10 protein-coding genes are annotated in these 13,829 nt (G+C 66.9%); all 10 read left to right on the top strand.

The window, feature by feature from the left end:
* Positions 1-185: 185 nt before the first annotated feature.
* The 10 genes from JJJ16_RS00535 to JJJ16_RS00580 all read left to right on the top strand — a co-directional run bounded on the left by JJJ16_RS00535 (position 186) and on the right by JJJ16_RS00580 (position 13,781).
* On the top strand, positions 186-1,949 hold the full coding sequence (locus JJJ16_RS00535) for an L-fucose isomerase (RefSeq protein ID WP_219750962.1): 1,764 nt from the start codon (positions 186-188) through the stop codon (positions 1,947-1,949).
* A 171-nt stretch (positions 1,950-2,120) separates the two neighbouring features.
* On the top strand, positions 2,121-3,530 hold the full coding sequence (locus JJJ16_RS00540) for a rhamnulokinase (RefSeq protein WP_219750963.1): 1,410 nt from the start codon (positions 2,121-2,123) through the stop codon (positions 3,528-3,530).
* Complete coding sequence (locus tag JJJ16_RS00545; RefSeq protein WP_219750964.1) at positions 3,505-4,500, top strand: LacI family DNA-binding transcriptional regulator; 996 nt, start codon at positions 3,505-3,507, stop codon at positions 4,498-4,500. The genes JJJ16_RS00540 and JJJ16_RS00545 overlap by 26 nt, the downstream gene beginning before the upstream one ends.
* A gap of 13 nt (positions 4,501-4,513) precedes the next feature.
* Positions 4,514-4,945, top strand: a complete 432-nt coding sequence (locus JJJ16_RS00550) for an RbsD/FucU family protein (protein WP_034467793.1) — start codon at positions 4,514-4,516, stop codon at positions 4,943-4,945.
* 332 nt (positions 4,946-5,277) lie between these two features.
* Complete coding sequence (locus JJJ16_RS00555) at positions 5,278-6,027, top strand: DeoR/GlpR family DNA-binding transcription regulator (protein WP_007590149.1); 750 nt, start codon at positions 5,278-5,280, stop codon at positions 6,025-6,027.
* Positions 6,028-6,037: 10 nt separating this feature from the next.
* Complete coding sequence (locus JJJ16_RS00560; RefSeq protein WP_219750965.1) at positions 6,038-7,381, top strand: dihydrolipoamide acetyltransferase family protein; 1,344 nt, start codon at positions 6,038-6,040, stop codon at positions 7,379-7,381.
* Positions 7,382-7,397: 16 nt separating this feature from the next.
* Positions 7,398-8,765 (top strand): dihydrolipoyl dehydrogenase, encoded by a 1,368-nt coding sequence (gene lpdA, locus JJJ16_RS00565; RefSeq protein ID WP_219750966.1) that lies wholly within the window; start codon positions 7,398-7,400, stop codon positions 8,763-8,765.
* Positions 8,766-8,798: 33 nt separating this feature from the next.
* Complete coding sequence (locus JJJ16_RS00570; RefSeq protein ID WP_007587381.1) at positions 8,799-11,252, top strand: thiamine pyrophosphate-dependent enzyme; 2,454 nt, start codon at positions 8,799-8,801, stop codon at positions 11,250-11,252.
* 159 nt (positions 11,253-11,411) lie between these two features.
* Positions 11,412-12,731 (top strand): PHP domain-containing protein, encoded by a 1,320-nt coding sequence (locus JJJ16_RS00575; protein ID WP_219750967.1) that lies wholly within the window; start codon positions 11,412-11,414, stop codon positions 12,729-12,731.
* A 27-nt stretch (positions 12,732-12,758) separates the two neighbouring features.
* A complete protein-coding gene (locus tag JJJ16_RS00580) occupies positions 12,759-13,781 on the top strand; it encodes an SDR family NAD(P)-dependent oxidoreductase (RefSeq protein ID WP_219750968.1) in 1,023 nt (340 codons plus the stop codon).
* Positions 13,782-13,829: the final 48 nt, after the last annotated feature.

The following is a 13,829-nucleotide window of genomic DNA, read 5'->3' on the forward strand; positions in this document are numbered from 1 at the left end:
GATAGCTCCATCGGGCACGAGGCCGGGGCTGGGGAAGTGACAAACTGACCCGGTGGCCCGCCGTGGGTCCCACTCCGCACTAGTGGGGTGGGACCTGCGGACCCGGCACTTTTTGTTCAAAGGATCCGAGGGGGCGAGCGCCCCCGCGCTCCGACATCGACGTCACCATGAGGGATGAAGGAATAATGACAAACCACCCCCGCATCGGAATCCGCCCCACTATTGACGGCCGCCGCAAGGGCGTTCGTGAGTCGCTCGAAGAGCAGACCATGAACATGGCGAAGTCCGTCGCCGAGCTTTTCACCTCCAACCTGCGCTACCCGGACGGCAGCCCCGTCGAGGTCGTCATCGCTGACACCACGATCGGCCGTGTCCACGAGGCCCAGGCCTGCGCCGCGAAGTTCCGCGCGAACAACGTCGGCCTGACCCTGACGGTCACCCCCTGCTGGTGCTACGGCACCGAGACCACCGACATGGACCCCGCGATGCCGCACGCCATCTGGGGCTTCAACGGCACCGAGCGTCCCGGCGCCGTGTACCTCGCCGCCGCCCTGGCCGGCCACGCCCAGATCGGCATCCCCGCCTTCGGCATCTACGGCGAGCACGTGCAGGACGCTGACGACACCTCCATCCCCGAGGACGTGCGCACCCGCCTCCTCGACTACGCGACCGCCGGCCTGGCCGTCGCGCAGATGAAGGGTGAGGCCTACCTGTCCATGGGCTCCGTCTCCATGGGTATCGCAGGCTCCGTCGTCGACCCCGACTTCTTCGGCTCCTACCTCGGCATGCGCAACGAGTACATCGACATGACCGAGTTCACCCGCCGCATCGAAGAGGGCATCTACGATCCCGAAGAGTACGAGCAGGCCTACCAGTGGATCCGCGAGAACTTCAAGCAGGGCAAGGACTGGAACCCGCCGGAGTGGCAGTACCCCGAGAAGCACGAGGACTGGTGGAAGTTCGTCACCAAGATGACGATCATCGCCCGCGACCTCATGCACGGCAACCCGCGCCTGGCCGAGCTGGGCTTCGAGGAAGAGGCCGGCGGCCACGGCGCCATCGCGGCCGGCTTCCAGGGTCAGCGTCAGTGGACCGACCACTTCCCCAATGGCGACGTTCTGGAGACCATCCTCAACACGAACTTCGACTGGACCGGCATCCGCCAGCCCTCCGTCGTGGCCACCGAGAACGACTCGCTTAACGGTGCCTCGATGCTGTTCGGCTACCTGCTGACCAACACGCCGCAGATCTTCTCCGACGTGCGTACCTACTGGAGCCCCGAGTCCATCGAGAAGGCCACCGGTTGGAAGCCCGAGGGCCGCGCGGCCGCGGGTCTGCTCGACCTGCGTAACTCCGGTTCGACCACGCTGGACGGCGCCGGCAAGGCCGTGCGCGACGGCGAGAACGTTATCAAGCCCTGGTACGAGTTCACCGAGGAGGACCGCGAGGCCACGCTCGAGGCCACGACCTTCCACCCGGCCTCGACCGGCTACTTCCGTGGTGGCGGCTTCTCGACCCACTTCCGTACCTCCGGCGAGATGCCCGTGACGATGTGCCGCATCAACCTGGTGCGCGGCCTCGGACCGGTCATGCAGATCGCCGAGGGCTACACGGTCGAGCTGCCCGACGAGGTGGCCTTCACCATCGAAGAGCGCACCAACATTGAGTGGCCCACCACCTGGTTCGTGCCGAACCTGACGGGTGAGGGCGCCTTCAAGAGCGTCTACGACGTCATGAACGCGTGGGGCGCCAACCACGGTGCGATCTCCTACGGCCACATCGGCGGCCAGCTCATCACGCTGGCGTCGATGCTGCGCATCCCGGTCAACATGCACAACGTCCCCGAGGAGCGCGTGTTCCGCCCCAAGGCGTGGTCGCTGTTCGGCACCGAGTCCCTCGAGGCTGCGGACTTCCGCGCCTGCGAGACCTTCGGTCCGATGTACCGCTGATGCAACCACCGGTCGGGCTCGGGTGTCCTCTCTCCCCGAGCCCGGCCGGGCTCGCCCCCACGCGGGGCACCAATACCGGGATCCGGCCCCGGCCTCGCCGATGAGGAAAGCCGCACGAGAACCCAACGACGGGACGCGCCGCGCGAGGGCGTTTTGAGCAGGAGACCTTCAATGACCACCGTACTTGCTGTTGACCTTGGATCCGCATCCGGACGAGTCCTCGCCGGAACGCTGCACGACGGACGCCTCGACGTCACGGACATCCACCGCTTTAAGCACGAGGCCCGCCGCCGCGAAGATGGCACCCTCACGTGGGATGTGGCAACGATGGAGGCCGAGACGATTACCGGCCTGAAGAAGGCCCTCGAACAGTTCCCGGACGCCCGCGCTGTCTCCATTGACACATGGGGCGTGGACTGGGCTCCCCTCGACGAGAACGGTGAGCTCGTTGGCGACGTTATTGCCTACCGCGACGAGCGCACCTCCCGCACCCTCGATGCTTTCCGCGATCGCATCGGCGACCGCGAGTTCTTCGACCTGACCGGCAACCAGCCGGCCACCATCAACACGGCGAACCAGCTGTTCGCCTACCTGCAGGAAAACCCCGCCGACGCACAGCGCGTCGCTGCCGCCCTCTTCCTGCCCGACTACTTTGCGTACCGCCTCACCGGCGTCGTCGGCTGGTCGCGTACGATCGCCTCGACCTCCGGCCTGCTCACCCCGGGCGGCGGCGACTTCAACGACGAGGTCTTCAACCGTCTCGGTATCCCGCGCGGCTGGTTCGGTGAACTCGCCGCAGACCGTACCGTCGTCGGCACCTGCACTGTCCCCGGCCTCGAAACCCTCACCGTCGTGCGCGGCGGTGCCCACGATTCTGCGTGCGCCGTCCACGGCCTGCCCATTGAGGAAGGTAAGCGCGCCTACTTCCTGTCCTGCGGCTCCTGGTCCGTCCTCGGCGCCATCGAGGACCAGCCCCTCATGAGCGACGCGGCCTTTGACCTGGGCATCACGAACGAGGGCCGCACCGACGGGGGAGTGCGCCCCCTCTTCAACATCACCGGCATGTGGATCCTCCAGGAGATTCAGCGCCAGTGGGAGCGCGAGGGCACGCCCACCGACACCGATGAGCTGGTCGCCCAGGCTCGCGAACTGCCCGCAGCCTCCGGCGTTTTCGACCCCGACGAGGAAGCATTCGCCACCCCCGGTGACATGCAGCGCAAGATCGACGAGGCCCTGGACGCCCAGGGCGCGGCACGTCCCGACTCCATGGCCGGCTACGTGCGCGTCATCATCGAGTCCTTCGCGCGCCGATACGCTCGTGCGATCGGCGAGCTGACCGAGGCCACGGGGAAGGCCCCCGACCAGCTCAATCTCGTGGGCGGCGGCGCACGCAACCGACTCCTGTGCGACCTGACCGCCCAGATCTCGGGAGTGACCGTCGTGCGAGGCCCCATCGAGGCATCGACATTCGGTTCCCTCCTCGCCCAGCTCGAAACCATCGGTGCTCTCGCCGAGGAAGACCGTGCCACCGTCATCGCAGCCAGTGCAGCAACCCATGTCCACGTCCCGACCCGCAGCTAAGAAGGTCTCGCTCGCCGACATCGCGCGGCGGGCAGGCGTCTCGACCAACACGGTCTCGCGCGTCGTGCGCGGGGATCCCGAGGTGTCGGAAAAGACTCGCGCGCGCATTGCGAAGCTCGTCGAGGAGTTGGGCTACGTGCCCAACTACGCGGCGCGAGCGCTCGCGGCCAAGCGCACCAACGTCCTGCAGGTCGTCCTGGCCGCCCCCATGTTCCACGGACACGGGCGCGTGCTGCTGTCGATCCTTAACGCCTCGGCGCAGGCCGGGTACCACGTGTCCATGTCCTACGCGTACGGGCCGGACGGGCAGCTGCGCAACGATTTCGCTCCCTTCGACGTCGACGGCGTCATCATCCTGGGAGGCCAAGACCCGACGATCGACGTTGCGATTGAATCGGGTAAGCGCTTCCCGACCGTCCTCGTTCTGACGAGCGAAAAGGGCCTCGACGGTATCTCGACCGTCGCCGTCGACAATGTGCGCGGGGCACGCCTGGCCACCGAGCACCTGCTCGCCCAGGGGCTCACCGACGTCGTTCATGTCTCGGGTCCCGCCGGCTGGTCGGACGCCCAGATGCGCCGGCTTGGCTACGAGCAGGCGTGCGCGTCCTACGACATCGAGCCCGTCGTGCTTCAGCCCGACTCGTGGGACTCGCGCGATGGCTACGACGTCATGCGCGCGGCCGGCCGTCTGCCCGAGGGCATCCAGACCGCGAACGACCAGCTGGCCCTCGGCGCCATGCGCTACATCTACGAGCGCGGGGGAGTGGTTCCGCGCGACGTGCGGGTCGTCGGCTTCGACGACATCGACGGCGCGGACTCCTACGCACCTCCACTCACGACCATCCACCAGCCCTTCGATCGCCTGGGACGCACGGCCGTGCGCCTCGTGCGTTCGCTCATGGGCGGCGGTCCCTCACAGGACATCGTCCTCGACCCCGAGCTGGTCATCCGGGCCAGTTCACACCTGTAAGAAAGGCACGTTCATGCTCTATGGACCTATGACGCACCCGCAGTTCCTGCGCGCGCTCGCGGCCGCCGGCCACGGCTCGAAGATTCTGCTGGCGGATGCGAACTACCCGCACACGACGGGTGTGAACCCGCGTTGCGAACTCATTTCGCTCAACCTTGCCCCGGGTCTCCTGGATGTCAGCCAGGTCCTCGACGTCCTCAAGCGCACGATTCCGATCGAGCGCGCAGAGATCATGACCCCCGCCCCCGACGCCGATCCGGTGGAGATCCCGATCCACGACGAGTTCCGCGCGGCTCTGCCCGGTGTGGAGTTCGGCGAGATTTCCCGCTGGGACTTCTACGATGCCGCGCGCGACGAGAACGTCGGCATCATCGTTGCGACGGGCGAGCAGCGCCTGTACGGCAACCTGCTCCTGACGGTCGGCGTGCGCCAGCCCGGGGAGTAAAACCCGTTTGCCGCCCCAGGGCATGCCTTGTTGCATCGGTGACGAACACTTTCGTTTCGTTTTCGTTTCAACTGGATGATGACTCCGGGGTGGGTGAGGTAGTTTTATAGCTGGTGGGCGGCTCGAGAGAGCCGCCCACCAGCGCATTTATCCCTGCGATATCACGGAATAGTGAAGGATGGGCAGCGTTGCTCTGAACGTTTGTGCGCCCAGTGTGCACCTGCGTGAATCTTCTTCTCGTGATGTTGCATACTTTCGTTTTAGTGACTATTCTGTTCTTAACGAAAGAGAAAGCGACAAAGATAGTCGCTGATTCCGCGAAGAGGTGCCCCATGGGACGTGCAGAAGAACGCACGAACTACATCCTGGATCGCCTCGCCCGGGAGGGTGAGGTGAGCGTGGCGCAGCTTGCTTCCGATTTGGGAGTTTCACCCGTCACCGTGCGCGCATCGCTGAAGTCTCTCGACGAGCAGGGCTACCTCGTGCGCACGCACGGAGGGGCGCGTCCCACCACCTTCCGCAACATTCACCTGCGCCAGAACGATCGTGTTGAGATCAAGGAGCGCATCGCTCGCGCTGCCGCCGACATGATCCACGACGACGATCGCATCATGATCGAGGCCGGCACCACCTGCGCCCTCATCGTCAAGTACCTCACCGGCAAGCGCGGGGTTCAGGTTCTCACCAACTCCGTGCTTGTCTTCGCTAACGCCCGCTCCAACCCGAACCTCAACATCACGCTGACGGGTGGGCACTTCCGCGCCGAGTCCGAGTCCCTCGTAGGGCCGGTCGCCGAGCGCGCCATCAATGACTTCAACGCACGCGTCGCGTTCCTCGGGACCGACGGGTTCAGCGTTGATCGGGGCCTGACCACCCAGCTTGTAGAAGGTGGACAGGTCGGCTCCATTATGCGTACCCGCGCACAAGAGACGTGGCTGCTCGCTGACTCCTCCAAGTATGGGGAAGCCGGCTTTGTCAGCTTCATGGGGATCGACGAGGTCACCGGAATCATCACCGACGATGAGATCCCCGAAGAATCCATCAAGGAATTGGCCGAGCGCACGAAGCTGCGCATCGTCTAGGAGGAATTACATGGCCACCATCGTGGTGATGCCCCAGCTGGGCAACTCTGTTGAGTCATGCATCATCGTCGAGTGGATGATCGCAGAAGGCGACACCGTCTCCGTCGACCAGACGCTCGCGTCCATCGAGACCGACAAGTCGACCATGGAGGTGCCCTCGACCGCCGAGGGTACCGTCCTGAAGCTCCTGTGGGAGGAAGGCGACGAGGTCCCCGTGAAGGATCCGCTCATCATCGTCGGTGAGCCCGGAGAGGACATCTCCGGCCTCGTTCCCGGTGGCGACGCTGCCCCCGCCGAAGCCGACGCTCCCGCCGAGCAGGCCGCCGCTGCCCCCGAGGCTGCCGCCCCCGCCTTCGCGACCGAGCGCGCCACCGGTGCCGTCTCCCCGCGCGCCCGCGCCCTCGCCGCTTCGAACGGTGTCGACGCCTCGGCCATCACCGAGGGCTCCGGCCCCCACGGCCGCGTCATCGAGCGTGACGTCGCCGCCGCGATCGCCGCCGGCCCGGTCCTGACCTCCGCCGCGCGCGCCGCCGGCGTGAGCGCCACCGAAGGCACCGGCATCGGTGGACGCGTGTCCGTCGCCGACGCTGGCCGCACTGCCGAGGCTGCCCCCGCCGCCGCTGTCGCCGCCCCCGCCGCGGCCGCCGACTTCCCCGGTGCCTCGACCTCCGCCCCGCTCAAGGGCGTGCGCAAGGTCGTCGCCAAGCGCATGATGGAGTCCCTGACCTCCACCGCGCAGCTGACCCTCAACACCACCGCGAACGCCGCCGGCATCCTCGCGATGCGCAAGAAGGTTAAGAACGCCGACGAGGCCCTGGGCCTGAACAAGATCACGCTCAACGACCTGGTCTGCTTCGCGGTGTCGCGCACCCTGCTCAAGTACCCCGTGTTCAACGCTCACCTGGAGGACGGCGTCCTCACCGAGTTCGAGCAGGTCCACCTCGGCTTCGCGTGCGACACCCCGCGCGGCCTCCTCGTCCCCGTCATCCGCTCCGCGCAGGCCCTGGGCCTCAAGGCGTTCTCCGACGAGGCCAAGCGCCTCGCCGGCGGAGCGATCGACGGCTCTCTGTCGCCCGAGTTCCTGAGCGGCGGCACCTTCACGGTCTCCAACATCGGCTCCTTCGGTATCGAGACCTTCACCCCCGTCATCAACCTGCCCCAGACGGCCATCCTGGGCGTCGGTGCGATCACCCCGCGCCCGACCGTGGCCGCTGATGGCTCGATCGGCGTGGAGCAGCGCCTCAACCTGTCGCTGACGATCGACCACCAGGTCATCGACGGCGCGGACGGCGCGCGCTTCCTGCGCGACCTGGTCGCCGCCATCGAAAACATCGACGTGACCGTTCTGGCCTGAGGAAAGAGGAATACTCATGAGTGACACGCATTTTGACGTCATCGTCCTCGGTGCGGGCCCCGGTGGCTACCTGGCTGCCGAGCGCCTCGGACACGCGGGCAAGAAGGTCGCCCTCGTTGAGGAGCAGTACCTGGGCGGCACCTGCCTGAACGTGGGCTGCATCCCCACCAAGACCCTGCTCAACGGCGCGAAGAACTACCTGCACGCCAAGGAAGCCAGTCAGTTCGGCGTGGACGCCCAGGGCGTGGCCGTCAACTGGACGCAGATGCAGGCCTGGAAGGATCAGGTTGTCAAGGGCCTGGTCGCCGGCGTCGCAGCGACCGAGCGCAAGGCGGGCGTGACCGTCATCAACGGACGAGGTCACCTCGACGCCCCCGGTCGCGTGACCGTCGAGGGCACGACCTACACCTCGGATCACGTCATCATCGCCACGGGCTCCGTGCCGGCCATGCCCCCGCTGCCCGGCACCCAGGATAACCCCGCGCTGGTCGACTCCACGGGCATCCTCTCGCTGCCCGAGGTCCCGGCTCGCCTCGCGATCATCGGCGGCGGCGTCATCGGTGTCGAGTTCGCCTCCCTGTACTCCACCCTCGGCTCCCAGGTGACCGTCATCGAGATGGCCCCCGAGATCCTGCCCTTCATGGACGACGACCTGGCCGCCAAGGCCCGCGCCGCCATGAAGGACGTGACCTTCGAGCTGGGCTGCCGCGTCGAGTCCCTCGACGGAGGCACCGTCCACTACTCCAAGGGCGAGGAGAAGCTGAGCGTCGAGGCCGACGTGGTCCTCATGGCCGTTGGCCGCCGTCCCGCGACGGTGGGCTGGGGCGCCGAAGAGGCTGGCCTCGAGATCAACCGCGGCATCGTCGTCGACGACACGATGCGCACCAACCTGCCCAACGTGTGGGCCATCGGCGACGTCACCGGACGTTCCCTCCTGGCGCACGCCGCCTACCGCATGGCGGAGATCGCCTCGGCGAACATCCTCGACCCGACCGCTAAGAAGCGCGGCGAGGTCATGCGCTGGCACACCGTCCCGTGGGCCGTCTTCTCGATCCCCGAGGCCGCCGGCGTCGGTCTGACCGAGTCCGCCGCCAAGCGCGAAGGCCGCGAGGTCCTCGTCGCCAAGGTGCCCGCCCTCATGTCCGGCCGCTTCATCGCGGAGAACGGCTTCAAGGCCCCCGGCGAGGCGAAGATCCTCGTCGATCCCAAGACCCACCAGGTGCTGGGCATCCACGTCCTGGGTGCGTACGCAGCCGAGATGATCTGGGGCGCTCAGGCCGTCCTCGAGATGGAACTGACCGTCGAGGACCTGCGCCAGGTCGTCTTCCCGCACCCCACGGTCTCCGAGGTCATCCGCGAAGCCGCGTGGGCCGTCAAGCTCTAACGAACATCCCCTACGTCAAGGAAGAGTAGAAAAATGACTCAGTCTCTTATCATCGACCCCAATGAGGTGCGTCGCCCCGGGTACGTGAAGTTCCCCGAGGTCCCCGTCAACCAGTACACCTTCGACCGTGACACCGAGATCGCCCGCTACGGCGAAAAGGGCATGGTCCAGATGCTCCACGACATGATCGTCGTGCGCACCTTCGAGTCGATGCTGGACTCCATCAAGAAGACCGGCGCCTGGGAAGGCGTCGAGTACAACCACCCCGGCCCCGCCCACCTGGGCATCGGCCAGGAGAGCGCCTACGTCGGCCAGAGCTACGTGCTGTCGCCCGATGACTTCATCTTCGGCTCGCACCGCTCCCACGGCGAGATCCTCGCCAAGTGCTACTCGGCCATGCACCAGATGGACGAGAGCCAGCTCGAGGGCATCATGAAGGGCTTCCTCGGCGGCGAGACCCTGTCCTACGCCGAGAAGATCGACTACAAGGACACGAAGGACCTCACCGAGAACTTCATCCTCTTCGGCGCCCTCGCCGAGATCTTCGCCCGCAAGTCCGGCTTCAACCGCGGCCTGGGCGGCTCGATGCACACCTTCTTCCTGCCCTTCGGTTCCTACCCGAACAACGCGATCGTCGGTGGCTCCGCCCCCATCGCCAATGGTGCGGCCCTCTTCAAGCGCATCAACCGCAAGCCCGGCATCGTCATCTCCAACATCGGTGACGCCGCCATGGCCTGTGGCCCCGTGTGGGAGGCCATGAACTTCGCGGCCATGGACCAGTTCCGCTCGCTGTGGCGCGAAGAGGACGGTGGCAACCCGCCGATCCTGTTCAACTTCTTCAACAACTTCTACGGCATGGGCGGCCAGACCTTCGGCGAGACCATGGGCTACGAGATCCTCGCCCGCGTGGGTGCGGCCCTCAACCCCGAGGCCATGCACGCCGAGCGCGTCGACGGCCTCAACCCGCTGGCCGTCGCGGATGCGACCACCCGCAAGAAGAAGATCCTCGAGGAGGGCCGCGGCCCCGTCCTCATGGACACCATCACCTACCGCTTCTCCGGCCACTCGCCGTCGGACGCCTCCTCGTACCGCACGAAGGAAGAGGTCGAGCTGTGGGAGCAGGTGGACTGCATCAAGGAGTACAGCAACCTGCTCATCTCCAACGGCCTGACCACGCAGGACGAGATCGACGGCTACACGGCTTCGCTGACCGAGAAGCTCGTCAAGGTCCTCAAGCTCTCGATCGACGACGAGGCCACGCCGCGTGTCGCCGACGGCTACATCGACTCCGTCATGTTCTCCAACGAGAAGGTCGAGGCCTTCGATGACGCGACCCCCGAGATTGACCTCGAGGACAACCCGCGCGTCAAGGCGCTGGCCAAGAAGGTGCGCACCTCCGTCGACGAGAACGGCAAGCCCGTCTCCAAGATGCGCATGTACCAGTTCCGTGACGGCCTGTTCGAGGCCATGCTGCACCGCTTCAAGACCGACCCGACGATGGCCGCTTGGGGCGAGGAAAACCGCGACTGGGGCGGCGCCTTCGCCGTCTACCGTGGCCTGACCGAGGCCCTGCCTTACCGTCGCCTGTTCAACTCGCCCATCGCCGAGGCCTCGATCGTGGGCGCCGGCGTCGGCTACGCGATGGCCGGTGGCCGCGCGGTCGTCGAGCTCATGTACTGCGACTTCCTGGGCCGCTCCGGTGACGAGGTCTTCAACCAGATGGCCAAGTGGCAGTCGATGAGCGCCGGCCTGCTCAAGATGCCTCTCGTCCTGCGCGTGTCCGTGGGCGCGAAGTACGGCGCTCAGCACTCCCAGGACTGGAGCGCGCTCGTCGCTCACATCCCGGGCCTGAAGGTCTACTTCCCGACCACCCCGACCGACGCCAAGGGCATGCTCAACCTGGCACTCGCCGGAACCGACCCGGTCGTGTTCCTCGAAAGCCAGAAGCTCTACGACAAGGGCGAGGACTTCGAGCCCGGCGGCGTGCCCGAGGGCTACTACGAGACCGAAGAGGGTGAGCCGGCGATCCGCCGCGAGGGCACCGACATCACGATCGCTGCCTACGGTGCGACCGTGTACAAGGCCCTCGAGGCCGCTGACGTCCTGGCTGAGAAGTACGGCCTGAGCGCCGAGGTCATCGACCTGCGCTTCGTCGCACCGCTCAACTACGACAAGCTCATCGCCTCCGTGAAGAAGACCGGTCGCCTGGTCCTCACCTCGGACGCCGTCGAGCGTGGCTCCTTCCTCAACACGGTCGCCGCCAACGTGCAGACCCTGGCCTTCGACGCGCTCGACGCGCCGATCGCGGTCGTGGCCTCGCGCAACGGCATCACGCCCGGACCCGAGATGGAGTCGTACTTCTTCCCGCAGGTCTCCTGGATCCTCGACGCGATTCACGAGCGCATCCTCCCGCTGCCCGGCCACGTGCCCACCACGAAGCACGCGACCGAGGCCGAGATCGCGCGCCTGAACCGCGCGGGACTCTGAGGCGCTGGGGGCGGGCCGTTCCCCTTTCCGGCCCGCCCCCGTCCTCGGCTCGCATTCCCTGACGCGAGCCCGCGAGGCCGGGGCTACACTCCTCCTCACCGTGCCCCGGCCTCGCCCACATACTTGTTTCAATACCGTTTTTCTCCACCCAACGAAGAGATGGCAGAACCCATGGACATCACCAACGACCCGGCAGTAACCCCGGCCCAGCGCATCGAGGCGCTGCGCGCGGGCGTGGCCGACGAGCACTTCCCCAGCTGGGTGCCCGAGTCGAACAACCACATCCACACGTGCTTCTCGTTCAGCCCCTACACGCCCACGCACGCCGCCCTGCTGGCGCGCCGCAACGGCCTGCGCGTCGTTGGCTCGGTCGACCATGACTCGATCGGCGCTGCCGCTGAGATGAGCGAGGCGACCCGCATCCTGGGCATGGGTTCCGTCACCGGCTTCGAGATCCGCGCCCGCTTCGGCGAGGGCACGCCGCTCGCGCAGCGCAAGCTCAACAACCCCGATTCCGAGGGCGTCGCCTACATGACGGTCCAGGGCGTGCCCGCCCCGGCCCGCGAGAAGGTCACCGAGTGGCTCGCCCCCAAGCGCGCCGCACGCCTGGAGCGCACCCTCGCCATGGCCGAGCGCGCCAACAAGATCCTCACCGACCTGGGCCTGAAGCCCTTCGACCCGCAGGCGGACATGGTCGGTATCTCCCAGTATGCCAACGGCGGTGGGATCACCGAGCGCCACCTGCTGGCCGCCATGGCCTCGGCCCTCATCCGTGGTTTCGGCCGTGGTCCCGCCCTGGTCCAGGGCCTGGACTCGATGGGCGTCGAGATTCCCGAATCCCTTGCGCGCGTCCTGTCCGACGCTGACAACCCGCACCTCATGTACGACCTGCTGGGCGTCCTGAAGGCCAACTACCTGGATCGCATCTACATCCAGCCCACCGACGAGCTGCCCAGCGCCGCCGAGGTCGTCGAGTTCGCCGACTCGGTCGGCGCGATTGCCACCTACGCCTACCTGGGTGACGTGTCGGCCTCGCCGACCGGCGACAAGAAGGCCGAGAAGTTCGAGGATGACTTCCTCGACGAGCTCTTCGAGTACATGGAGTCGATCGGCCTGCGCGCCGTCACCTACATGCCCCCGCGCAACACCCCCGAGCAGCTCGAGCGCATCCACGCGCTCGCGGCCGCCCACGGCATGCTCGAAATCTCGGGCGTCGACATCAACCAGCCGCGCCAGCGCTTCACCTGCGAGGAGCTGCGCCGCCCCGAGTTCGCGGACCTCAACGAGGCCACGTGGGCCCTCGTTGCGCACGAGGCCCTGTCCTCCGTGGATCCCTCCCTGCACCTGCTGGGCCGCACGGGTCGCCTGACCCCCGAGGCCCTCGCCGAGCGCATCAGCCAGTACGCACCCCTGGGACGCGCGATTGCCGACGGCGAGGACGCCGCCGCTGTTGCCGCCCGAGCCACATCGATTAACTGACGAGTTTCGTCGAGAAAGAGAGACATCATGAGTAACGCCCCCGAGGTACGCGGGCTTTTCCTTAAGGCCCTCGGCCGCCCGGTTATCGTGGCCCCCAGTTCGGCCGAGCCGACCGTCACCTTCGACGGCCCGCTCACCGAGGTGTGCCCCTGCTCCCTGAAGGAGACGGAGCTTCCCGTCGTCGTGCGCGCCGGTGAGGAGACCTTCGAGGTCCGCGCCACCGCCACGGGTGAGCGCGCCATCAACGGCCGCATCGCCCTCGTGACGGGTGGCGCCCAGGGCTTCGGCGCGGAGATCGCGCGCGGCCTGGTGGACGCCGGCTGCTTCGTGTACGTCGCCGACCTGAACGGCGAGGGCGCGGCCGCCAAGGCGGCCGAACTCGGCGGCGAAGGCGTCGCCCACCCGATCACGGTCAACGTTGCCGACGAGGAATCCGTCGCCGCGATGGCCGCCGAGATCGAGCGCGTCACCGGCGGCCTCGACCTGGTCGTCTCCAACGCGGGCATCGTGCGCGCCGGCTCCGTCCTCGAGCAGGACGCCTCCGCGTTCCGCCTGTCCACGGACATCAACTATGTGGCCTTCTTCCTGGTCACCAAGCACCTGGGCCAGCTCCTGGCCCGCCAGCACTCGACCGCACCCGAGTGGCTGACCGACATCATCCAGATCAACTCCAAGTCCGGCCTCGTCGGCTCGAACAAGAACGCTGCCTACGCGGGCTCGAAGTTCGGCGGCATCGGCCTGGTCCAGTCCTTCGCCCTCGAGATGGTTGCTCACGGCGTGAAGGTCAACGCGATCTGCCCCGGCAACTTCTACGACGGCCCGCTCTGGTCCGACCCGGACCGCGGCCTCTTCGTCCAGTACCTGAACTCCGGCAAGGTCCCCGGCGCCAAGACGGTCGCCGACGTCAAGGAGTTCTACGAGGCGAAGGTCCCCATGCGTCGCGGCGCCCAGGGCATCGACGTTCTACGCGCGATCTTCTACATCGTTGAGCAGGAATACGAGACCGGCCAGGCCGTGCCCGTCACGGGCGGCCAGGTGATGCTCTCCTGACATTGTCACGAGGCCGGGGACACATGCGGGTTTCTCCGGAGCTCCCCG

This window comes from Schaalia sp. ORNL0103 (assembly GCF_019429565.1).
Taxonomy (GTDB): domain Bacteria; phylum Actinomycetota; class Actinomycetes; order Actinomycetales; family Actinomycetaceae; genus Pauljensenia.